The sequence below is a fragment of the Labrenzia sp. R5_0 genome, from assembly GCF_017743835.1.
Classification (GTDB): Bacteria; Pseudomonadota; Alphaproteobacteria; order Rhizobiales; family Stappiaceae; genus Roseibium; species Roseibium algicola.
On sequence record NZ_JAGHRK010000004.1, the window covers coordinates 180,105 to 201,884 of the forward strand.

Annotated in this window: 21 protein-coding genes; 16 read left to right on the forward strand and 5 right to left on the reverse strand. The window is 58.9% G+C overall.

Annotated elements, in window-relative coordinates; all coding sequences use genetic code 11:
• Positions 1-16 precede the first annotated feature (16 nt).
• From J7447_RS20730 to J7447_RS20740, 3 genes are all read right to left on the reverse strand, one after another.
• Entirely contained in the window at positions 17-592 is a 576-nt protein-coding gene (locus J7447_RS20730) for a hypothetical protein (protein ID WP_209170773.1), read from the reverse strand.
• Positions 579-3,200, reverse strand: a complete 2,622-nt coding sequence (gene leuS, locus J7447_RS20735; RefSeq protein WP_075282762.1) for a leucine--tRNA ligase — start codon at positions 3,198-3,200, stop codon at positions 579-581. Before leuS ends, J7447_RS20730 begins: the two co-directional genes overlap by 14 nt.
• A gap of 152 nt (positions 3,201-3,352) precedes the next feature.
• Positions 3,353-4,060 (reverse strand): transporter substrate-binding domain-containing protein, encoded by a 708-nt coding sequence (locus J7447_RS20740; RefSeq protein WP_209170774.1) that lies wholly within the window; start codon positions 4,058-4,060, stop codon positions 3,353-3,355.
• Between the two features lie 257 nt (positions 4,061-4,317).
• Between J7447_RS20740 and J7447_RS20745 the strand changes: the two genes are divergently transcribed.
• Positions 4,318-4,989 (forward strand): YggS family pyridoxal phosphate-dependent enzyme, encoded by a 672-nt coding sequence (locus tag J7447_RS20745; RefSeq protein WP_209170775.1) that lies wholly within the window; start codon positions 4,318-4,320, stop codon positions 4,987-4,989.
• A gap of 417 nt (positions 4,990-5,406) precedes the next feature.
• A complete protein-coding gene (locus J7447_RS20750) occupies positions 5,407-5,637 on the forward strand; it encodes a hypothetical protein (RefSeq protein WP_023002475.1) in 231 nt (76 codons plus the stop codon).
• 159 nt (positions 5,638-5,796) lie between these two features.
• Here the strand turns inward: J7447_RS20750 and J7447_RS20755 are convergent, their stop codons facing one another.
• Complete coding sequence (locus tag J7447_RS20755) at positions 5,797-7,236, reverse strand: TrkH family potassium uptake protein (RefSeq protein ID WP_031269993.1); 1,440 nt, start codon at positions 7,234-7,236, stop codon at positions 5,797-5,799.
• Positions 7,237-7,488: 252 nt separating this feature from the next.
• Between J7447_RS20755 and dctP the strand changes: the two genes are divergently transcribed.
• The 9 genes from dctP to rimM all read left to right on the forward strand — a co-directional run bounded on the left by dctP (position 7,489) and on the right by rimM (position 15,267).
• Positions 7,489-8,481: a TRAP transporter substrate-binding protein DctP gene (gene dctP, locus J7447_RS20760; protein WP_023002477.1), complete on the forward strand. Its 993-nt coding sequence runs from the start codon at positions 7,489-7,491 to the stop codon at positions 8,479-8,481.
• Between the two features lie 149 nt (positions 8,482-8,630).
• A complete protein-coding gene (locus J7447_RS20765) occupies positions 8,631-9,125 on the forward strand; it encodes a TRAP transporter small permease (protein ID WP_023014458.1) in 495 nt (164 codons plus the stop codon).
• Positions 9,122-10,396: a TRAP transporter large permease gene (locus J7447_RS20770; protein WP_023002479.1), complete on the forward strand. Its 1,275-nt coding sequence runs from the start codon at positions 9,122-9,124 to the stop codon at positions 10,394-10,396. Before J7447_RS20765 ends, J7447_RS20770 begins: the two co-directional genes overlap by 4 nt.
• Positions 10,397-10,406: 10 nt before the next feature.
• Entirely contained in the window at positions 10,407-11,279 is an 873-nt protein-coding gene (locus tag J7447_RS20775) for an isocitrate lyase/PEP mutase family protein (RefSeq protein ID WP_023002480.1), read from the forward strand.
• Positions 11,280-11,413: 134 nt separating this feature from the next.
• Positions 11,414-12,028: an exopolysaccharide biosynthesis protein gene (locus J7447_RS20780; RefSeq protein WP_023002481.1), complete on the forward strand. Its 615-nt coding sequence runs from the start codon at positions 11,414-11,416 to the stop codon at positions 12,026-12,028.
• Positions 12,029-12,382: 354 nt separating this feature from the next.
• Positions 12,383-13,924 (forward strand): signal recognition particle protein, encoded by a 1,542-nt coding sequence (gene ffh, locus J7447_RS20785; RefSeq protein WP_023002482.1) that lies wholly within the window; start codon positions 12,383-12,385, stop codon positions 13,922-13,924.
• On the forward strand, positions 13,921-14,244 hold the full coding sequence (locus J7447_RS20790; RefSeq protein ID WP_023002483.1) for a chorismate mutase: 324 nt from the start codon (positions 13,921-13,923) through the stop codon (positions 14,242-14,244). Before ffh ends, J7447_RS20790 begins: the two co-directional genes overlap by 4 nt.
• Before the next feature lie 19 nt (positions 14,245-14,263).
• On the forward strand, positions 14,264-14,662 hold the full coding sequence (gene rpsP / locus J7447_RS20795) for a 30S ribosomal protein S16 (RefSeq protein ID WP_023014459.1): 399 nt from the start codon (positions 14,264-14,266) through the stop codon (positions 14,660-14,662).
• A 50-nt stretch (positions 14,663-14,712) separates the two neighbouring features.
• Positions 14,713-15,267, forward strand: a complete 555-nt coding sequence (rimM, locus tag J7447_RS20800; RefSeq protein WP_023002485.1) for a ribosome maturation factor RimM — start codon at positions 14,713-14,715, stop codon at positions 15,265-15,267.
• On the opposite strand, the gene J7447_RS20805 is transcribed toward rimM, so the two are convergent.
• Positions 15,216-15,749 carry an antibiotic resistance protein VanZ gene (locus J7447_RS20805; RefSeq protein WP_075282740.1) on the reverse strand — a complete coding sequence of 178 codons (534 nt, stop codon included), beginning with the start codon at positions 15,747-15,749 and terminating at the stop codon, positions 15,216-15,218. The genes rimM and J7447_RS20805 overlap by 52 nt on opposite strands.
• A 181-nt stretch (positions 15,750-15,930) precedes the next feature.
• On the opposite strand from J7447_RS20805, the gene trmD reads away from it, so the two are divergent.
• From trmD to J7447_RS20830, 5 genes are all read left to right on the forward strand, one after another.
• The gene (trmD, locus tag J7447_RS20810; RefSeq protein ID WP_209170776.1) at positions 15,931-16,641 is read left to right on the forward strand and encodes a tRNA (guanosine(37)-N1)-methyltransferase TrmD; all 711 of its coding nucleotides are present in this window, start codon (positions 15,931-15,933) and stop codon (positions 16,639-16,641) included.
• Between the two features lie 223 nt (positions 16,642-16,864).
• Complete coding sequence (gene rplS, locus J7447_RS20815) at positions 16,865-17,335, forward strand: 50S ribosomal protein L19 (protein ID WP_023002488.1); 471 nt, start codon at positions 16,865-16,867, stop codon at positions 17,333-17,335.
• Between the two features lie 304 nt (positions 17,336-17,639).
• Positions 17,640-19,052 carry a 3-isopropylmalate dehydratase large subunit gene (gene leuC / locus J7447_RS20820; RefSeq protein WP_023002489.1) on the forward strand — a complete coding sequence of 471 codons (1,413 nt, stop codon included), beginning with the start codon at positions 17,640-17,642 and terminating at the stop codon, positions 19,050-19,052.
• A 383-nt stretch (positions 19,053-19,435) separates the two neighbouring features.
• Entirely contained in the window at positions 19,436-19,993 is a 558-nt protein-coding gene (locus J7447_RS20825) for an HNH endonuclease (protein WP_006936861.1), read from the forward strand.
• Positions 19,994-20,300: 307 nt separating this feature from the next.
• A complete protein-coding gene (locus tag J7447_RS20830; RefSeq protein WP_209170777.1) occupies positions 20,301-21,641 on the forward strand; it encodes a TadE/TadG family type IV pilus assembly protein in 1,341 nt (446 codons plus the stop codon).
• The last annotated feature ends 139 nt before the right edge of the window (positions 21,642-21,780 follow it).

Genomic DNA, 21,780 nt, shown 5'->3' on the forward strand with positions numbered 1-21,780 from the left:
GCCTCCGGGGTCAGTGTTACGACTGGCTGGCGAAATAGCCGGCAATCCGGGCTGCGATATCGTCAGCAACTGCCTTGGCAACACGTTCCTGAGCATCACGATAGGCACGGGTGTTGGCAAAACGCTGGTTGGAGAAGTCGTAGGAAGCGGATTTGAACGCCCGGCCGGTCATCAGGGTCTCGTCGGTCGCCAGATCGCTCAGGACGAAGGTCGAGTTCATCGTGGTCGTGTAGGCGGAAGGCACGTCGGAGAACTGTTCAACACCGACTTCCGAACTGCCGATGTCCATCAACACCTTGAGACGATATTTCTTGGCACCAGAGCCTGCCCCACGTTCGAACCGGTAGGTCAGTTCATTGTAGAGAACACGCGATGCATCGTCGTTGGCGTACTGGCTGGAGATGGATTCCAGGTCGATCGCCGCAAGTTCCGCCGCCACGGGAGAGGGCTGGGAACCGAAGTCGCCCGTGCTGCTGCCGTAAAGCGGGCGGACCTGACATCCGCCCAGAGCCATGGCAGTTGCCAGTCCGGCGCAAAGGGCAGCGCGCCGCAACGCGCCGCTGCTCTGGAAGAGGTTGTTAAACAACGACATTCACGATCCTTTGCGGTACCACGATGATCTTCTTCGGCGCCTTGCCTTCAAGAGCCTTCTTGACTGCGTCGAGGGCCAAGGTAGCCGCTTCGACCTCGTCTTTGGAAGCCTCTTTTGCAATCGTCAGTTCACCGCGTTTCTTTCCGTTGATCTGGATCGGGTAGGTAACGGTGTCGTCGGACAGCAGGGCTTCGTCGGCCTGCGGCCAGCTTGCTTCCGAAATCAGATTGTCGTGGCCGAGTGCAGACCAGCATTCTTCTGCCAGGTGCGGCATCATCGGAGCCATCATCTGCACGAGGTAGTCGGCTGCTTCACGTACGGCATATTCGGTGCCGGCATCGGCGTCGCCTTCGTTGAAGACCTTGCTGATGGTGTTGACCAGCTCATAGAGGCGGGCCACGGCCCTGTTGAAGCCGAGGCCTTCCAGATCGGCGGAAACGGCCGCAAGGGTCTTGTGGCTGGCCCGGCGCAGATCAAGCGCCTTGCCGTCGACTTCCGGTGCCTTGCCGCCACGAGGTTCGATCTTCTCGGCAATGTCGCCGATCAGGCGCCAGACGCGCTGGACAAAACGCCAGGCACCTTGCACGCCGTCCTCGGTCCAGATCACGTCCCGCTCCGGCGGGCTGTCGGACAGCATGAACCAGCGGGCGGTATCGGCGCCGTAGGTGTCGATGATGTCGGTCGGATCGACAGTGTTCTTCTTCGACTTCGACATCTTCTCGATGGAGCCGATGGCCACATCCTCACCGGTTTCGACAAGAACCGCGCGGCGCTTGCCGTCGACATCCTCGATACGGATCTCGGACGGGGCAATCCAGCGCCCGTTCGCACCTTCGCCGACGCGATAGGTCTCGTGGGTGACCATGCCCTGTGTAAACAGGCCCTTGAACGGCTCCTTCAGATCAAGCGCACCGACCTTCTGCATCGCCCGTGTGAAGAAACGGGAATAGAGCAGGTGCAGGATGGCATGCTCGATACCGCCGATATACTGGTCCACCGGCAGCCAGCCGTTGGCGGCTTCCGGGTCGGTCGGCTGATCGCAGTCCGGCGCCGTGAAGCGGGCGAAGTACCAGGAACTGTCCACGAAGGTGTCCATGGTGTCGGATTCGCGGCGGGCAGGCTTGCCGCATTTCGGGCAGGACGTGTTGCGCCAGGTCGGGTGACGGTCGAGCGGATTACCGGGCTTGTCGAAGTTGATGTCGTCCGGCAGCTGGACCGGCAGGTTCTCGTCCTTCTCCGGTACCACACCGCAATCGTCGCAATGAATGACCGGGATCGGGCAGCCCCAGTAGCGCTGACGCGAAATGCCCCAGTCGCGCAGGCGGTAATTCACCTGGCGTTCTGCCTGGGATGCGCCGTCGACGGTGATCTCTTCCAGCTTCTTCGCCACTGCTTCCTTGGCGTCCGGAATGGAAAGACCGTTGAGGAAGTCGGAGTTGAAGATGGTGCCATCGTCGGTGAAAGCCTCGTCGGCTACATCAAAGGTTGCCGGATCGGCATCCTTCGGCAGCACAACGGGCGTGACAGGCAGGCCGTATTTGCGGGCGAAGTCCAGGTCGCGCTGGTCATGTGCCGGGCAGGCAAAGATGGCGCCGGTGCCATAGTCCATCAGGATGAAGTTGGCGACATATACCGGCAGCTCGATGGAGGCATCCAGCGGGTGCTTGACGCGCAGACCGGTATCGAGGCCTTTTTTCTCTGCCTTTTCAATTGCTTCTTCGGATGTACCGACCCGGCGGCACTCTTCGATGAAGGCTTTCAGCTCCGGATTGCTTTCCGCCAGCTTGGTCGAGATCGGATGATCCGGCGACAGGCCCATGAAGGACGCACCGAACAGCGTGTCCGGACGGGTGGTGAAGATTTCCAGCGTCTTGTCGCCGGTGGGCGCAGCCTCGGTGAACTCGAAGCGCACACGCAGGCCTTCGGAGCGGCCGATCCAGTTCTTCTGCATCAGGCGCACCTTGTCCGGCCAGCGGTCGAGCGTGTCGATCGCCTCCAGCAGGTCTTCCGAGTAATCGGAAATCTTGAAGAACCATTGGGTCAACTCGCGCTGCTCAACCAGAGCGCCGGAGCGCCAGCCGCGACCGTCGATCACCTGTTCGTTGGCCAGAACCGTCATGTCGACCGGGTCCCAGTTGACCTTGGCGTTCTTGCGGTAGACGAGGCCGGCCTCCAGGAACTTCAGGAAAAGCCGCTGCTGCTGGGTGTAATAGGCGACGTCGCAAGTCGCGAATTCCCGGCTCCAGTCCAGCGACAGGCCCATGATCTTGAGCTGGTCGCGCATGGTGGCGATGTTTTCGTAGGTCCAGTCCTTGGGATGAACCTTGTTCTGCATGGCCGCGTTTTCCGCAGGCATGCCGAAAGCGTCCCAGCCCATCGGATGCAGGACGTTGAAGCCCTTGGCGCGCTTGTAACGGGCAACAACATCGCCCATGGCGTAGTTGCGCACATGGCCCATGTGGATGCGGCCGGACGGATAGGGGAACATTTCAAGGACATAGTATTTGTCGCGGGGATCGTCGTTGTGGGTGACGAAGACGTCCTTGTCGTTCCAGACCTTTTGCCAGCGCGCTTCGACTTCGCGCGCATTGTACCGTTCCGTTGCCATCAAATGTGCCGTTTGTTCTTGCCGCCGGATCCGGCGGATTTCCTGAAAGATTGACTGCCGGACTGTCACCAGAAATCGCGTCCGGGGTCAACATGTGAGAAGAGATTGATCTTGCAGATGCCTGTTTATTTCGCAACGCCGCATTCGTAAAGCTATCGGATGGCCGCTTCCGGCGTTGTTTCGGGATCAGGCGGGCTTGAAGCTTCCCAGATTTCCAACAGGCGCCGCCCGTCCGGGTGTTTCCTGCTGAACATGGGATACATGGGCACTTCCAGGAAGGTGGGGGAGTGAACGAGCAGGCTTGCTTCGTCACCCAGGAACACGGCCTTCCGGATCATGCCGACTTCCGTGCTCTCCATATAGACATCGGCCCGTTCGTGCAGAAGCATCGACCAGGCAAGCTGTTCCGTCGACACATATTCAACAGTGACACCGGCAGCCTCCAGCATGTCTTCATACCAGTAGTTTCTGACCGCAACCACGGAGAGCCCTTCCTTGCGAAGATCATCGAAGCCCAGTGGCCCGATGCCGTCCGGAAACCGGTCTTTCTTGTAAAAATGTACGTAGGTTGCCAGTCCGACGGGCCGTTCGGGAAAATAGAATTCCTCGCTTCGTTCATCCGTGTAGGACCAGGAAAAGGTTGCGGCGTAAGTCCCGTTCCTGACCATCTGGTACGATCGCTGCCAGGGCAGAAAGTCGAATTTCGCCTGATGCCCGGCTTTTTCGATTACGCGCCTGACGATCTGGGTGTGGCTTCCGAAGCCCGGTGACTTCGCGCCAATAAAAGGCGGCCATTCGCCAACCGCGAACGTGAAGGTTTCACTCCGCGATGCAGGAACGTACAGAAAGCAGAACAACATCAGTATGCAGATAAATGAACCGAGTTGCCTCACACCGGGCCCTCCATCTTCATTTGATGCAAGCGGCGAGACACTATCGGCAAACCTCTAGGAAAAGGTGAACCTGATTGAATACCTGGCGTGAAAATTCACCGGCTGTGCAGTCACGCCAGGTTGCTTGAGTCTTTGCAAAGACCACTTGAGATCAAGGGGCGACCGGGCCTATGAGAAGGAACGCGCGATCCGGCAGAGCACCTGACAATTTGAAGGACCAACTGATGACCTCCGCAGCAGACCGACTGGCAAACGTCCAGGCAGATATCAGAAGTGCCGAAGCCGAGTTCGGCAGGCCGGAAGGGTCGGTAACGTTGATTGCGGTTTCCAAGACCTTCGAAGCGGACGAGATCCGCCCGGTGCTTGAGGCAGGTCAGCAGGTTTTCGGCGAAAACAGGGTGCAGGAAGCCATGCACAAGTGGCCGGGGCTTCGCGAGGACTTTGATGGCATTGAATTGCATCTGATCGGCCCGCTGCAATCCAACAAGGCCAAGGAAGCGGTCACGACCTTTGATGTCGTCCATACGGTTGACCGGCCGAAAATCGCAAGGGCACTGAAAGCCGAGATGGAAAAGCAGGGCAGGGATCTGCCGTGTTTCATTCAGGTAAACACGGGTGAAGAGCCCCAGAAGGCAGGCATCGCACCGAAGGATGTCGATGCCTTCGTGAAAGAGTGCAAGGAAGATGTCGGGCTCAACATTGTCGGCCTGATGTGCATTCCGCCGGTCGACGAAGCACCGGGCGAACATTTCGCGCTTCTGGAAAAGATCGCCGCCCGCAATGGTCTTGAGCAGCTTTCCATGGGCATGTCTTCCGACTATCCGGTCGCGGTCGGCTTTGGGGCCACGCATGTGCGTGTCGGATCCGCCATCTTTGGCTCGCGCGACTACACCTGATCAAAGCCTGCCGTTTCACGGAACGGCAATCAGACCGGGATTGGTATTGCTTCGGTTTGCAGGACTGGTCGCGAACCGAAGAATGGATAGCCATTTCAACCAGTTTGTTTCGAATTTATAAATAAAATCAAATAGATATTCAGACTGGTTTTTCCAGCGGAAGCCCCAGAACTGCCTAAAATCGTTAAAAATGACGGTAGTTTGACCGACCTGTGGCTGATCCCCATGGCGGAACACAACATTGCCGCGAAGGTTTCAAAGAGCTGCCCTTTGCCGGTCGCGATCGGCCCGCAGTGTTTGTCTCGTTCCGGTTCGACGGGTCGCAGGGGCCTGGCGAACGGACGGAACGACAGGTGAGCCCAAAGCCGAATGGCACACGGGACACCTGACAAGACCCAAACCATTGGAGGTCATATCATGTCCAAACGTCTTACTGCTGCTCTTCTGATCGGTGCCTTTACCGCGTCTTCCGCAGCTCTTGCCCAGGGCATGTCGTTCGAGGCGGTGGATCTCGATCAGGACGGTTATGTCAGCTTTGAGGAAATCGCGGCAGCCGTCCCGACCCTTTCCGAAGATGCATTCAACGCGGCTGACAGCAATCAGGACAGCCTTCTGGATCCGGAAGAGTTCTCCTCCGTCCAGCCGTAACCGGGCTTCGGGCAATCAAACCCCCCGTCGGCTGCGTCAGCAGCCAGATTGCCCGAACAAGACCACCGTCGGTAAGGTCACGCCGGCGGTGGTTTTCCGTTTTGAAGGGGACTTTCGAACTTTACTCGAACAATTGAGCCAATCCGGTTGGGCCAGGCTTCAGTCCAGCCAGAAATCCGGCGTCAGGAGCAGGATACCTGCCAGGATTTCCAGTCGACCGAGGATCATCTGAACCGCCAGAAACCATTTGGCGAGATCCGGCAGGGACTGGAACGTACCGGACGGTCCAATGGTATCGCCAACGCCGGGACCGACATTCGCAAGGGCTGTGATGGAGGCGCTGAGCGCCGTCTCGAGATCAAGACCGAGCATCATGTAGACCAGCGAAAACGCCGCAAAAGCGCCTGCATAAAGAACGGCGAAGACAAGCACACCTTCCAGAACCGGATTTGACACGGCCCGACCCTGGTATTTCGGCTCGACCACCCGGTGTGGCCGGATCATCCGTCGGAACAGGCCCTGGATGTAACTGCCCAGAATTGCGATCCGGAACATCTTGAAGCCTCCGGACGTGGAGCCGCTACAGCCGCCGAAGAACGTCAGCACGAAGAAAATCGCGATCACGGGCGGACCGAACTGCAGGTAGTCGTTGGCGGCATAGCCGGTGGTGGTGATCACCGAAACCACGTTGAAGACCGCGAATGTGAACATCTGGAACGGTGTGTCATGTCCAATGAACCGCTCGAACAGGAACACGCTGATCGAAGCTGCGGCGACAATGGCAAGCAGCAGCATGATCTGGACGTCTTTTACCCAATGCCGTCGCTCGATACTCCGGATCAGATAGAGGAACGGCACGGCGGACCCCAGCATGAACACCGATGCGACCCAATAAACGGCGAGGCCGTCGAATTGGCCGAAGGACTGGTCGGACGTGGAGAAGCCTCCTGTCGAGACGGTGGTCATGGAATGGATCACGGCTTCGAAAAAGGTCATTCCACACAGCAGGTAGAGCGTGGCGCAGGCAATCGACAGTCCGGCATAAAGGGCCAGCAGCCGGTAGACGAATGGGCCGACATGGCCATAGGGCTTGCTGGTATTTTCAGACGATTCCAGCGCGAATAGCTGGCTGCCACCAACGCGCAAGCCCGGCAGAAGCCAGATCCCGATGGCAACCACGCCAATGCCGCCAACCCATTGCAGCAGCGCCCGCCACAGCAAAATGCCCGGCGGCAACGTATCGAGACCCGTCAGGATTGTCGAACCGGTTGTGGTCAGGCCGGAGGCGGTCTCGAAGAAGGCGTCTGTGAAGCTGATGCCGAGGCCGCTGAAGTAGAAGGGTACGGCGCCGGCGAAGGAGAAGGTGAACCAGGCGGCGTTGACGAACAGGATCGCTTCGCGAAAGTGGCTCGGCGGCTGTTCTCCCTGGAAAGCCATGGTCATGAGCAAGCCTGCGGTTCCAAGAACCAGGGCCGATACCAGAAAGACCTGCCAGTCCGAGTTTCTGGCGAACACATCCGCGATACCCGGAACGATCATCAGAACTGAAATCAGGATGAGCAATCGTCCGATTGGCAAAGCAATGGCGCGATAATTCATAGACTGGACGTCCGCAACGGTCGGCTGTCAGGACAGCAGGCGTGTGTGTCAAAAGACTGTCGTTATCTGCCTGTGCACCGCAAAAAGCAAGGCCGTCGGGTTTTAGGCCTGCCAATCGCCTGGAATGACCGGCAGGGTAGCTGACCCGCGGGCGATCGGCAAAACTGCTTCTAAAACACACCTATACGCCAGTTCATGTTGACCGGACCGGGAGGCTTTGCCAGAGTGATTTCATAAATTTGGGAGGAAAACATGAAAGTACTTTCCTGGGCGCTTGGCGCGGCAATGGCGCTTGGCCTGGCAGCCGGTTCGGCACAAGCAGCAGACACAACCTTGCGCATTTCGCTGCAATTGCCTCTGACGAGCCACCTCGGCCAGAATCTGCAGCTCTTCAAGGAAGAAGTAGAGAAAAACTCCAACGGCGACATTGCCGTGGAGATCTACGATTCCGCTCAGCTCTACAAGGACAACGAAGTTCCGGCAGCCGTCGGCAGCGGCTCCATTGAAATGGGCGTTGCGTCGCTGACGCGTTATGTCGGCGACATTCCTGCCGTCGACGTTTTCTATCAGCCGTTCCTGTTCGACACGGAAGAAAAGGTTCGTGCGGCCGTAGCCAAGGGATCTCCCGTGCGCGGACCGCTGGATGAGGCAATCGCGGAAACCGGTTCCACCGTTCTGTGGTGGCAGGCGTATGGCGGCTCCATCATGCTGTCCAACGGCGGACCGCTGAAAACCCCGGAAGATCTGAAAGGCAAGAAGGTTCGCGTCTTCGGCAAGACGCTTGGCGATTTTGTCACGGTTGCCGGCGGCGCGCCGACGCTGATTTCCGGTTCCGAACAGTATCTGGCCTACCAGCGCGGCACCGTGGATATCGGCATGACCGGTGTTTCCGGCGTGAAATCCCGCAAGCTCTGGGAAGTCATGGACACGATCACCGTGACCAACAATGCGGATATCGAGTTCATTGTCGTGGTGAACACCGATTTCTGGAACGGCCTGCCGGACGAGCACAAGAAGATCATCGAGGCTGCTGCCCTCAAGGCGGAAGCCGATGTGCGGGATCGGATGTCCCAGATCGAAGCCGAAGCTTACGAGATTTCGGAACAGAACGGCATGACCATCTACACGCCGACCGCAGAAGAAATGACTGCCTGGAAAAGCGTAAGCCAGCCGGTCTACGACAACTTCGTCGAAAAAGCGGGCCCCCTCGGCAAGCAGGTTCTCGAAGCCGCTCAGAAATTCTGACGGTCCGCGGATCGTGAACGACGGAAGCGGCCGCTGTCATGCTGGCCGCTTCCAGTCACGGATGCCGGAGTTCCGGTGTCTTTTCGCGGTCGGGTTTCACCGGCCGTCTTTTCCCGGCCTTGCCGATTGCTCGATCGACAGATGGTTTCATGAAAGCCTTCTATTTTCTTCTTCAGGCCTTTGCCTGGATCGCCGCGCTGCTGTTCGTCGCCGTGGGCTGCATGCTCACGTATGAAGTTCTGGCCCGGTATCTTTTCGTTGCACCGACCATCTGGGCGTCGGAGTTGTCTCAGCTGTGCCTGATCTGGGGCACCATGCTTGCCATGCCATGGCTGTTGAAAGCCGGTCGGCACATTGCGGTTGATGCGCTGACAGACCAGCTAAGCCCGGGCTGGCGCCGCGCCTGCCATGTGGTTGCCATGGGCTTTGTTGCGGTGTTCAGCATCCTGGTCGCCTGGAAAGGCGGCGGGATCTTCTACGATTCCTTCGAGCGAGGCCGCACCTCGGGCTCCATGCTGGACCTTCCCATGTGGATCTCCGAACTGTCCGTTCCGGTCGGGTTTGCGCTTCTGTTCGTGCAGGCCCTTATTGAACTGGGCCAGAAGCCCAAGTCGGGCGATCATGAAGCGGTGGTGATGGAATGACGACAGTTCTCATTCTCGCTTCGCTGTTCACCTTGTTGCTGATCCGCGTGCCGGTGGCGTTCGCGCTGGGCGGTCTCGGCCTTGGAATGCTCATTCTCGGTGGTTTCTCGCCGCTGATGGCGCCCCAAGCGATCCTGTCGACGCTGGATGGCTTCATTCTTCTAGCGGTACCGCTGTTCCTGCTGATGTCCAACATCCTGCTGAAAGGCGGGGTAGGGCGGGATCTCTTTGCCGCCGTTCATGCCTGGGTCGGTCACTGGCCGGGTGGACTGGCCGTCGCGACCATCCTGTCCTGCGCCATCTTCGCAGCCATTTCCGGATCGTCTGTGGCAACGGCCGCCACCATCGGAACAGTTGCGATCCCCGAAATGATCCAGCGCGGCTACGAGCGGAAATTCGTCTACGGCCTGCTTGCCGCCGGTGGCACGCTCGGCATTCTGATCCCGCCGTCGATCCCGATGATCGTCTATGGCTTCGTTACTGAACAATCGGTGATCGCGCTGTTCCTGGCAGGTGTTGGCCCGGGCCTTATGCTTGTGGTGTTCTTCATCGTTTTTTCCATGGTCTATGCCCGCTGGTTCGGCGGCTACACGCCGGAGCCGGCGTCAAGCTGGGACGAGCGCATGCGGGCAACAGTGCGGGCATTTCCGTCGATCCTGTTGGCGCTTGTTGTTATCGGCGCCATCTACAGCGGCGCGGCGACACCGACGGAAGCTGCAGCCATCGGCTTCGCCGTGGCGCTTCTGATTACCGGGCCCATCCTGCGTACGCTTACCTGGCAAGGTCTGAAGGAAGCCGCGTTCGATGCCATGGTGACGACCGTTGCCATCGTCTTGATCATTGCCGGGGCCAAGGTGTTCGGCAAGGCGATCACGCTTTACCGGATTCCGCAGGATATCTCGGTCTTCATCGGCCAGACCATCGATACGCCGCTCGCATTCATCATCGTGGTGTCGATCGTGCTTCTGATCATGGGGCTGGTGTTCGAGGCGCTGTCCATGGTGTTGATCATGACGCCCGTACTGCTGCCGGCAGCCATGGCATTGGGCTTCGATCCGATCTGGTTCGGCGTCTACATGGTCGTCATGGTGGAATGCGCCCTGATCACACCGCCGGTCGGGCTCAATCTCTATGTCATCCAGTCAGTCGCGCGATCGAAGCTGTCCGACGTCTCCCGTGGCGTGCTGCCGTTCCTGGTGATCATGTTGATTTCGGTCGCGATCCTGTATGTCTGGACCGATCTCGCGCTCTATCTGCCATTCAAGTTCTGAGGTTTTTGTCATGCCGTCACCGGCAGCTACCCTTCGCGCGCTGCTGGAGCAGCCGAAACTTCACGTCATGCCTTGCTGTTATGATGCCTTGTCCGCCAAGCTGATCGAGCAGGCAGGGTTCGATCTCACCTTCATGTCCGGCTTTGCCGCCTCTGCATCGCGGATCGGGCAGCCGGATCTGGGGCTGATGTCCTATGGCGAAGTGCTCGATCAGGCGCGCAACATCACCGATGCGGTCCGGATTCCGCTGCTGGCGGATGGCGACACCGGTTACGGAAATGCCATGAACGTGCGCCGGACCGTGACCGGCATGGCCAAGGCAGGCGCTGCGGCGGTGATGATCGAGGACCAGGTGGCTCCGAAACGCTGCGGTCACACACCGGGCAAGGCGGTCGTTTCGCGCGAGGAAGCCTTTGACCGGATCCGGGCGGCGCAGGATGCCAAGGAGGCAGGAGCCGATATCCTGATCCTTGCCCGGACCGATGCCCGTCATGAGCACGGCCTTGCCGAGGCAATTGCCCGGGCGGCAAAGTTCAAGGAACTCGGCGCTGATATCCTGTTTGTCGAGGCACCCAAGACGGTTGCCGAAATGCAGGAAATCTGCCGGGAACTGCCGGGTCCGAAGATGGCCAACATCGTGGAAGGCGGCGAAACTCCCGACCTCTCGCATGAAGAGCTTCGGGACATCGGTTACGCCATTGCCGCCTATCCGCTGACCCTGATGGCCAGCGCCATGAAGGCAATGGTCGCGACGTTGCAGCAGCTGAAGAGCGACCAGGACCGCACGCCGGATCTCATGGACTTCAAGGAGCTGCGGGACCGGATCGGCTTCAACGACTATTATGAGGTTTCGGCCAAATACGAGACGTCCAAGCGGGATTGATGCCGCCGGACTGTCCGGAACCCGGTCGCTCTGCCGAACTGCAAAATACGCCAACCCGTGCTACTCGGCGTTGGATTTATTGCAGATGGAATGTTAGACCCTGCGCGACTCAGAAGCTGTAACGGAAATCTTGAATGCAGGGCGAAAGACGCCGAAGACCTTCGCTGTCGCTGCCGATCCTGCGGACATCGCGCGACCAGCACCGGGACGGCACACTGACGCTCGGCAATTTGCTGTTGGCGCTGGGCGAGACGTCGTTCGGCTGGGCGATCGTGCTGTTTTCCCTGCTGACACTTCTTCCGTTGCCTCCCGGCTCCTCGCTCGTCACCGGTCTGCCGGTGCTCGTCACCACGTTCCAGATGGTGCTCGGCTTTCCGCACGTGAAACTGCCCAGGCCGCTTGCGCGCCTGTCGCTCAATCACAACAAGCTGCGGCGAACGATGGTGCGCCTGCGCCCCGTCACAATGCGGCTGGAGCGCGTGCTGGCCCACCGGTACGAAGGTCTGTTTGCACGAAAACATGAGCGCTTGCTCGGGCTTGCGTTGTTCGTCATTGCTTTCACGTTGTTTCTGCCAGTGCCGCTCAGCGGCTGGTTTCCGGCGGTCGCGCTGTTCATCGCCGGCGTCGGCATTGTCGAGCGTGACGGACTGGTCGTCATCTTCGGTCTGTTGCTGGGTCTGGCCGCGGTGCTCCTCACCATCGCCATCCTGACGTCGATTGCGATCAGCACCCAAGCGTTCATGGCCTGAACCGAAAACCAGGTGTTCGATAAGGCGAAACGGCATGGATCCCATGGTCAAGCCACGGGATGACGGGGTAGAGACAGAAATCCGGATCAAGGAAAACGGGAATTTCCGCCGCTTCCTTGACTCTTGCCCGGGTTTCGGGCATATCCCCGCGAACTCCATATGAGTGATTGAAATTTCGATCCGCCGACCGGGACCCGCAAAGGTGTAAAGAGTTCCCGGAGGTTAACATCCGACAGCGCGTTGCGCCCTCGGGTGTCAAACTGCTTTGCGCGGATTGATCCGGTTGGAAATGACCGGCGGTTGCCCATATGGTTCGGGAGACTTCCCGAAACCGAGACTATTCAAGGACTACTGATGTTTGAAAGCCTGTCCGATCGACTAAGCGGTATTTTCGACAAGCTCACCGGCCGCGGTGCGCTGTCGGAAAACGACGTCAACGAGGCGCTGCGCGAAATCCGCCGCGCGCTGATCGAGGCTGACGTTGCGCTGCCGATCGTACGTTCCTTCACCGACAAGGTACGCAACCGCGCCGTCGGTGCCGAGGTGGTCAAGTCCGTGACCCCGGGCCAGATGGTCGTGAAGATCGTTCATGACCAGCTGGTCGAGATGCTCGGTGAAGAAGCCCATCCGATCGACCTGAACGCTCCGGCACCGGTGGCGATCATGATGGTCGGTCTGCAGGGCTCCGGTAAAACCACCACCACGGCCAAGATTGCCCGTCGCCTGACCCAGCGCGACAAGCGCAAGGTGCTGATGGCATCGCTCGACACCCGCCGTCCGGCTGCCCAGGAGCAGCTGAAGGTTCTGGGTGAGCAGAACGACATCGACACGCTGCCGATCGTTGCCGGCCAGGGCCCGGTCGAAATTGCCAAGCGGGCCATGTCCGCCGCCAAGCTCGGCGGTTATGACGTGGTCATGCTCGACACCGCTGGCCGTATTCACATCGACGAGCCGCTGATGGTTGAAATGGCAGAGGTGAAAGCCGCTGCCCAGCCGCATGAAATCCTGCTGGTGGCGGATAGCCTGACCGGTCAGGACGCCGTCAACCTGGCGCAGAGTTTCGATGAGCGCGTCGGCATCACCGGTATCGCCCTGACCCGTATGGACGGCGACGGCCGCGGCGGTGCGGCGCTCTCCATGCAGGCGGTCACCGGCAAGCCGGTCAAGCTGATCGGTACCGGCGAAAAATCAGACGCACTTGAAGACTTCCACCCGCGCCGGATCGCCGACCGCATCCTGGGCATGGGCGACATCGTCTCGCTGGTGGAAAAGGCTGCAGAAGCCATCGACGCGGAACAGGCCGCGAAAATGGCGAAGAAGATGCAGAAGGGTCACTTCGACCTGGAAGATCTCGCCGAGCAGCTGCGCCAGATGGAAAAGCTGGGCGGCATGTCCGGCATGATGGGCATGTTGCCGGGCATCGGCAAGATGAAGAAGCAGATCGAGGCCTCGAACATCGACGACAAGATGTTCAAGCGTCAGGTCGCCATCATCGAATCGATGACACCGGCCGAGCGTCAGAAGCCCGAACTGCTCAAGGCCAGCCGCAAGAAGCGTATTGCAGCCGGGTCGGGCATGGATGTTGCCGACGTCAACAAGCTTCTGAAAATGCACCGCCAGATGGCGGACATGATGAAGAAGATGGGCAAGGGCAAAGGCATGCTGGGCAAGCTGATGGGCGGCCTTGGCGGCGGCGGAATGCCGGATGTCGATCCCAAGCAGCTTGAAGAAATGGCCAAGTCCGGCCAGTTGCCGGGCGGCATGGAAATGCCGAAAGGCCTGCCCGGCGGGTTGGGCGGCGGTCTGCCGCCAGGCATGGGCATGCCGGGCCTTCCGGGCCTCGGCGGTCCGAAACTTCCCGGGTTTCCGGGTATGGGCAAAGGCAAGAAACGATGAGCGAAGCGGAGAACAAGCTGGGTGAAAGCCCCGCCTTGCGCGAACTGAAGGCTCTTCGGGCGTCCATCGACAACATTGATGCGGCTCTTGTTCACATGCTCGCCGAACGGTTCAAGTGCACCCAGAAAGTGGGTGTGCTGAAAGCCACCAACGACCTGCCGCCGGCTGATCCGGCGCGGGAGAAAATTCAGATCGAACGGCTGCGCCAGCTTGCGGGCGACGCCAACCTCGATCCTGACTTTGCCGAGAAATTCCTGAACTTCATCGTCAAGGAAGTGATCCGGCACCACGAAGCCATTGCCGCTGAAGCCGGCAACTGAACAAACTGGAGACATAAAAATGGCTACGAAAATTCGCCTGGCACGTGGCGGTTCCAAGAAGCGCCCGTATTACCGCATCGTTGTTGCTGACATCCGCTCCCCGCGCGATGGCCGTTTCATCGAAAAGGTCGGTTCCTACGACCCGATGCTGCCGAAGGATTCCGAAAACCGCGTGACCCTGAACGTCGAGCGTATTCAGCATTGGCTGGACAGCGGCGCAAAGCCGACCGACCGCGTTCACCGTTTCCTGGATGCTGCCGGCCTCTTGAAGCGTGAGCCGCGCAACAACCCGAAGAAAGCCGAGCTGGGCGCAAAGGCGAAGGAACGCGTTGAAGCCAAGCGTCAGGCTGAAGAAGAAGCAGCTGCTGCTGCCGCTGAAGCTGCTGCCGCTCCGGCAGAAGAAGCAGCTGCCGAATAAGCAGATGCGCCAAGCCGCACCGGAAGACATTGGCCAGGGAGCCTTTTGAGATGACGTCCAAGGACGATCAGAAGGTACTGATGGCCAAGATCGGTGCGGCGCATGGCATTCGCGGGGAAGTGCGGGTCAAACCTTACGGCGATGACCCGCTTTCCTTTGCCGATTATGGCATTCTGACCACCCGGGACGGCAAACGGTCCTTCGAGGTGGAACGGGCGCGGGTGCAGAAGACGGTGGTGATCACCAAGTTCAAGGGGATCGCGGACCGCAACCAGGCGGAAGAGCTGAACGGTGTCGATCTCTTTATCGACCGTGACCAGCTGCCCGAACCTGAAGAAGACGAATTCTACTATTCCGACCTGACCGGCCTCGATGTGCTCGACCAGACTGGCGAGACACTCGGGAAGATCATTGCGGTGCAGGATTTCGGAGCCGGCGATCTGCTGGAAGTCCGGCCAAAACGCGGCCGCAGCTTCTATGTTCCGTTCACGAAGGAATTCGTGCCGGAGATCGATCTGGAGAACGGCCGGGTCAGCGCTTCGCTGCCGGAGGATTACTTCTCCGAAGGAGCTCCTGAGCCTTCTGAAGACGAGCCGGACAGGTAACGCGTTGGCACGGGCTGCAAGCCCATCTTGCGTAGGTTGAGCTCTTCGCGCTCCTCCGCGGGAACGTCCTGGCGAACAGCCTGCCGAACCTCGGAACGCTTCAGCGCAATCAGTGCGACGACCAGTGCAACCCCGATCCCGTTGGCAAAGGCATCCTGCAACGACATTTCGTGGTGGGGAATGAAGCCTTGCACCACTTCACCCGCGAGACCCATGCCGAAGGCGACGACGGCGGAAATACGCAGCCGGCAACAGAACAGCGCATGGATCGACAGGGTCAGAAGTGCGAAAAAGCCGATATGGATGACCTTGTCATAGGGGTGGCCGACGCCGGTGTTGAACACAAGGCCGGCCAGCACGCCGAAGGTCATCAAGGCGAACAGGGGCAGCACGCGGCTCAGGGAAATGTCGAGATAGTGGCGGTCGACATGCACCTGAATGAAACGGGGAAGCTTGAAACGCAGGACTGGAAATTTTGCCACGGCAATAAACCCGATTGAAACGCTCTTGCCACTTTATACTGCGAGCCTTAATCAGAGCTTTCTTTCCGGCGGCTACCCTGAAGAATTCGACAGGTTTTTAGGAAAGCGGTAAACGGCTCGTTAACCAATGACCGGGTTTGGACCCGGGCATACCGGCCAATCAGCAGAACTGACAGGCGTAATGACGTTCAAGGCAACCATTCTGACGCTCTACCCGGACATGTTTCCAGGGCCCCTGGGCCACAGCCTTTCGGGCCGGGCGCTGGACAAGGGGCTTTGGCAGTTGGAAACCAGCCAGATCCGCGACTTTGCAACGGACAAACACCGCTCTGTTGACGACACACCGGCCGGTGGCGGTGCCGGTATGGTGCTCAGGGCCGATATCCTGGCCAGGGCCATTGATGCGGCGGCACCCGCTGAGGACCCGCGCCCGCGGCTCCTGATGAGCCCGCGCGGGGCGCCCTTTACCCAGGACCGTGCGCATGAACTTGCCGAAGGCCCTGGCGCAGTTATCGTCTGCGGCCGGTTCGAAGGGGTCGACCAGCGGGTGATCGACGCGCGCGGTCTGGAGGAAGTCTCCGTCGGCGACTACATCCTGTCCGGCGGCGAAATCGGCGCGCTGACCATGCTGGACGCTGTTGTCCGGCTCATCCCTGGCGTCATGGGCAACATGGACAGTGCGGAAACCGAAAGCTTCGAAGGTGGCCTGCTGGAACACCCGCAATACACGCGGCCGGCCGAGTTCGAAGGCCTGACCATTCCCGAGGTTCTGACCTCGGGCAATCACCGGAAGATCCACGAGTGGCGCATGGCCGAAGCCGAGCGCCTGACACGCGAGCGGCGGCCGGATCTCTGGGATGCCTATATGGCGGATGAAGACGACGTGGATTGAAGAATCCGCATGACAGTGGCGCAAATTTCCTGTATACGCGCGCCGAAGCTGGGTGAAGTTGTGTCTTTTCCTTGGAAAGACCTGCGTCCTGAACCGGACCAAAAGGACCGGAAAATCAGGAAAGTCCAGCCGACAAGCAACATGGCCCAAAGTCGGTGAACCCGTTTCCGGCCAAAACCGGAAAACGCTCTGACCGCTTTGTAATTCAAAAGGGAAATATGCCATGAACATCATCGAGCAGCTCAATGCTGAGGAAATGGCGAAAATCGAAGAGCAGCGCAAGCTGCCGGAATTTTCTCCTGGTGATACCGTTCGCGTCAACGTGAAGGTCACCGAAGGTACGCGTACCCGTACCCAGGCTTACGAAGGCGTCTGCATCGCCCGTTCCGGCGGCGGCATCAACGAGAGCTTCACGGTTCGCAAGATTTCTTACGGCGAAGGCGTCGAGCGCGTTTTCCCGGTCTACTCCCCGATGCTGGAAGGCGTTGAAGTGGTTCGCCGCGGTAAGGTCCGTCGCGCGAAGCTCTACTACCTGCGCGACCGTCGCGGCAAGTCTGCCCGTATCGTCGAAAACACCAATGCTCGTTCCAAGCGCCTCAACGAAGAAGTGCGTGCGGAAGTGGCTGCTGCCAAGGCAGCTGCTGCAGAAGCCAAGGCCGCTGCCAAGGAAGCTGCAGAGAACGCAGCCGAATAAGCCGACCCGGCAAAACGTTTCGAAAAGGCGGTCCTTCGGGCCGCCTTTTTTGCATTTGCGCCAAACCCAGGCGCAGCCCGATGCAAATCCGGGGTTTTGCGCCCCGTTCTTCCTGCGCCGGTCAATCTGAGTTGAATTCAGCTCAACTCGGAACGCTTGACCTTCAGGCGGCGCTGCGTCATTCACTAGCTACGATAAACGAGGATAGACCCTTGCGGCTGGACGCGCCGCGACGGGCATCACCGGGCATTTCGCAAACTTTAGACCGTTTGACCGTTTGCTCGGATGGACCGAGGAGAGACCCATGGCCAACGCACGGACGCTTTACGACAAGATCTGGGACGACCACGTGGTCGACATGCAGCCGGACGGAACCGGTCTGCTCTACATCGATCGCCACCTGGTGCATGAAGTTACCAGCCCGCAGGCATTCGAAGGCCTGCGCATGGCCGGCCGCCAGGTGCGCCAGCCGGAGAAGACGCTTGCCGTGGTCGACCACAACGTTCCGACCACCGACCGCCGTCACGGCATCGATGATCCGGAATCGGCCCTGCAGGTCGACACATTGGCCAAGAACGCGGCGGAATTCGGCATCGAATATTATTCCGAACTCGACATGCGTCAGGGCGTCGTTCATATCGTGGGTCCCGAGCAAGGCTTCACCCTGCCCGGCATGACCATTGTGTGCGGCGACAGCCACACCTCCACCCATGGCGCTTTCGGCTCCCTCGCCCACGGTATCGGCACATCCGAAGTGGAACACGTTCTGGCCACGCAGACGCTGATCCAGAAGAAAGCCAAGAACATGCTGGTGAAGGTCGACGGCAAGATCCCTGCCGGCGTCACCGCGAAAGACATCGTTCTGGCCATCATCGGCAAGATCGGCACCGCAGGCGGAACCGGCTACGTGATCGAGTATGCCGGCGAAGCAATCCGTGCCCTGTCGATGGAAGGCCGCATGACGGTCTGCAACATGTCCATCGAGGCTGGTGCACGCGCAGGCCTGATTGCACCGGACGAAATCACCTACAAGTACATCGAAGGCCGCCCCAAGGCGCCCAAGGGCGAAGCCTGGGACATGGCTCTCGGCTACTGGAAGACCCTGCATTCGGATGCAGACGCCTATTTCGACAAGGTCATCGAGCTGGACGCCGCCAACCTGCCGCCGATCGTTTCCTGGGGCTCGTCTCCGGAAGACGTCATCTCGGTGGAAGGTGTCGTGCCGGATCCGGCCGAAATCGCTGATGAAAACCGCCGCGAGTCCAAGAAGCGCGCCCTGGAATACATGGGCCTGCAGCCGGGCACCAAGATCACCGACATCAAGATCGACCGCGCCTTCATCGGTTCGTGCACCAACGGTCGCATTGAAGACCTGCGTGCTGCGGCGGCCGTCATCGGCAACCACAAGGTGGCAGCAGGCGTCAGCGCCATGGTTGTCCCGGGCTCTGGTCTGGTGAAGGAACAGGCCGAGGAAGAAGGTCTGGACGTCATCTTCAAGGAAGCAGGCTTTGAATGGCGTGAGCCGGGCTGCTCCATGTGCCTTGCCATGAATGCGGACAAGCTGAAGCCGGGCGAGCGCTGTGCGTCGACGTCCAACCGCAACTTCGAAGGCCGTCAGGGTCACAAGGGCCGGACCCATCTTGTTTCGCCGGCCATGGCGGCAGCGGCGGCAATCGCCGGCCATTTTGTCGATATCCGCGAGTGGACGACGAATTGATTCGACCGCATTTCGGTTGATGAGAAAGGGCGTCGCAAGGCGCCCTTTTTGCTTCTCCCCGTAAAACAGTCACAATGACGCAGGGGATTTTGCTTTTGCGTAAATAATTCATGTAGTTAAGAAAAATCCTTTGCCGGGTCTGATCTGGCGACAACTGCACTCAGAAATGATTTTCCCGGGCTTCACAAGACTGTCACCTCGGCACTACAATACTCCCGTCACAAAAGGACTGTTCCGCTGTCCGATTGACCGGATAACGGACATTCCGACAGGTCAACGCGCTGTCAGTTGGCACCTGATTGCTGGAAGTTGATCCAACGTAAGTCGTTAGAGCAACGCATCCGCGTGTGGATTCGGCATGCTCTGGGAATGAGGAGCGGAAGGTGACGATAGCGGTTTCGTCGGGCGCCCATCCGGCGTTGGTGCTCAATGCGGATTACCGGCCTTTGAGCTACTACCCCCTGTCGCTGTGGAGTTGGCAGGATACCATCAAGGCTGTGTTCCTGGACCGGGTGAACATCGTTGCCGAATACGATGCAGCGGTTCGAAGTCCGAGCTTCGAGTTCCGATTACCCAGTGTGGTCTCTCTCAAGACCTTCGTGAAACCCAGCCGATACCCTGCCTTTACCCGATTTAACGTCTTTCTCCGCGACAAATTCCAGTGTCAGTACTGCGGCTCCAAGGATGAGCTGACCTTTGACCACCTTGTGCCGCGTTCCAAGGGTGGTCTGACGACCTGGGACAATGTCATCACCGCCTGCTCCCCCTGCAATCTGCGCAAGTCCAACAAGTCGTGCCAGCAACTGAACATGTGGCCGATGCACATGCCGTTCCAGCCGACCATCCAGGACCTGCACAACAACGGCCGCGGTTTCCCGCCCAACTATCTGCACGATAGCTGGCTGGATTTCCTCTACTGGGATACCGAGCTGGAACCGTAGTCCCCGGTACGTATTGCGAGCCTTCAGGCGGGGTCATCAAAAGCCCTTGTGACGGCTCGAAAGCGTCTGCGTCGGAGCGCCTATTCCACGTTGCAGGCAACTGGCAGTTGACATCCAGTGGATGTATTTATGCCGTTGAATATTTGATTTTAACGAGGCTTTAACCTCGTTCCCAAAGTTCATTCACTGTTTTTTCTTAAAGTGTGTAGTAGCTGTCTTTATCTCCCTTGAGGCGGCGCCATACATGTCTCTTCTTTTCTGGAATTTCAAAATAAACAGACGATTTCTCACGCAACGTGAAGGGGCCGTGCTGCCCATCTTTGCGTTGATGGTGATTTTTCTGATCGTCGTCATGGGCGCAGCCGTGGACGTTTCGCGCACGGTCAACGCCCGTGAGAAGCTGTCTTATGCGATCGATGCAGCCGCACTGTCCGTGGCGGCGGATCTGTCGACATCGCTCATGACGGATGAACAGATCAAGCAGGCGCTGACGGATTCCTTCAAGTCCAACCTGGACGGCGCCGAGTTTCTGACCGAAGCCATCAAGAACCTGACCTTTGTGGTCGATGCGGAAAATGGAACCATCAAGGTCTCCTCGACGGCCAGCCTGCAGAATTACTTCATCGATTTCGGTGGCTACATGATGAAGAACCTGGGTCCGGAGACCTTTGCCTTCGGAACCAGTTCACAGGTCTCCTATTCCAAGTTCAATGTGGAGCTGGCCCTTGTGGTGGACGTCACCGGCTCGATGTCCTCAAGTGACATGAACACGCTGCGCGATGCCTCGACGGCGGTGGTCAACATCCTGCTGCCCGAGGACGTGGAAGAAGACGATGCCAAGGTGCGCATTTCGCTGGTTCCCTACAGCCAGGGCGTCAACCTCGGCACCTATGCAAAAAAGGTGAAGGGCGGCGATTTCTACAGCGTCAGCGGCAACTGCGTCACGGAACGTCAGGATTATTCCACCTATGAGGTCATGCTCACGGACGATCCCTATAACTACTACAAGAAGTCCAGCCCTCCTCCGGCACAGACTTTTTTTGGCGGGGGCAGCAGCAGTTGCTCGTCCACGTCCAAGCTGGTGCCATTGACCAAGAGCCGCTCCACGTTGCTGCCGGCGATTTCCGCTCTCAACAACACTGGCGGTACCGCGGGTCAGACCGGGGTTGCCTGGGGCTGGTACAGCCTGTCGCCGAACTACGCCAACGTATGGCCTGCGGACAGCGCGCCTGCGGCCTATTCAGACGGCGATACGCTCAAGTTCGCGATCATCATGACTGACGGCGACAACAACCGGTATTACCAATATATCGAACAGGAGGAGCAGTGCGGCTGGGTCAAGAAAAACGGCAAGTCGACCTGGCAATGCAGCACAGTGGCCGTGAACGCCTGGCGGGAAACAGGTGAAAGCGAAAGCTACAACAACACCTCTTCCGTCCGCTCACGAGACATCTGTGCGGCCATGAAGGCTGCCAATATCCAGGTTTTCGGAGTTTACTTCGGAACCAGCAATACATCCGCAGGGGCAAAAAACATGCAGTCCTGCGCAAGCCAGGGAAACTACTATCAGGCTGCATCGTCCGATGAACTCATAGGAGCGTTCGCAAACATCGCGCGGAAGATCCAGTCGATCTACCTGTCCAAATAAGACCTGCCGGACGACCGGCCAGCGAAAAGCGTCAGTCTCGATTCTTTCCGATTGGTTTACCAAACGGAAACAACCCCCTATTTTCTACATTCCGTTTAAGGAATTAGGTACTTTTCTAGAGTAACTGTCTCACAAAATG

Excerpts from the sequence above, each read along its gene's own strand:
- trmD (WP_209170776.1), top strand. The coding sequence starts at position 15,931 with ATGACGTTCAAGGCAACCATTCTGACGCTCTACCCGGACATGTTTCCA.
- J7447_RS20745 (WP_209170775.1), top strand. The coding sequence starts at position 4,318 with ATGACCTCCGCAGCAGACCGACTGGCAAACGTCCAGGCAGATATCAGA.
- dctP (WP_023002477.1), top strand. The coding sequence starts at position 7,489 with ATGAAAGTACTTTCCTGGGCGCTTGGCGCGGCAATGGCGCTTGGCCTG.
- leuS (WP_075282762.1), bottom strand. The coding sequence starts at position 3,200 with ATGGCAACGGAACGGTACAATGCGCGCGAAGTCGAAGCGCGCTGGCAA.
- J7447_RS20775 (WP_023002480.1), top strand. The coding sequence starts at position 10,407 with ATGCCGTCACCGGCAGCTACCCTTCGCGCGCTGCTGGAGCAGCCGAAA.
- J7447_RS20730 (WP_209170773.1), bottom strand. The coding sequence starts at position 592 with ATGTCGTTGTTTAACAACCTCTTCCAGAGCAGCGGCGCGTTGCGGCGC.
- ffh (WP_023002482.1), top strand. The coding sequence starts at position 12,383 with ATGTTTGAAAGCCTGTCCGATCGACTAAGCGGTATTTTCGACAAGCTC.
- J7447_RS20755 (WP_031269993.1), bottom strand. The coding sequence starts at position 7,236 with ATGAATTATCGCGCCATTGCTTTGCCAATCGGACGATTGCTCATCCTG.
- J7447_RS20750 (WP_023002475.1), top strand. The coding sequence starts at position 5,407 with ATGTCCAAACGTCTTACTGCTGCTCTTCTGATCGGTGCCTTTACCGCG.
- J7447_RS20765 (WP_023014458.1), top strand. The coding sequence starts at position 8,631 with ATGAAAGCCTTCTATTTTCTTCTTCAGGCCTTTGCCTGGATCGCCGCG.
- J7447_RS20740 (WP_209170774.1), bottom strand. The coding sequence starts at position 4,060 with ATGTTGTTCTGCTTTCTGTACGTTCCTGCATCGCGGAGTGAAACCTTC.
- rplS (WP_023002488.1), top strand. The coding sequence starts at position 16,865 with ATGAACATCATCGAGCAGCTCAATGCTGAGGAAATGGCGAAAATCGAA.
- J7447_RS20780 (WP_023002481.1), top strand. The coding sequence starts at position 11,414 with ATGCAGGGCGAAAGACGCCGAAGACCTTCGCTGTCGCTGCCGATCCTG.
- leuC (WP_023002489.1), top strand. The coding sequence starts at position 17,640 with ATGGCCAACGCACGGACGCTTTACGACAAGATCTGGGACGACCACGTG.
- rpsP (WP_023014459.1), top strand. The coding sequence starts at position 14,264 with ATGGCTACGAAAATTCGCCTGGCACGTGGCGGTTCCAAGAAGCGCCCG.
- J7447_RS20790 (WP_023002483.1), top strand. The coding sequence starts at position 13,921 with ATGAGCGAAGCGGAGAACAAGCTGGGTGAAAGCCCCGCCTTGCGCGAA.
- rimM (WP_023002485.1), top strand. The coding sequence starts at position 14,713 with ATGACGTCCAAGGACGATCAGAAGGTACTGATGGCCAAGATCGGTGCG.
- J7447_RS20770 (WP_023002479.1), top strand. The coding sequence starts at position 9,122 with ATGACGACAGTTCTCATTCTCGCTTCGCTGTTCACCTTGTTGCTGATC.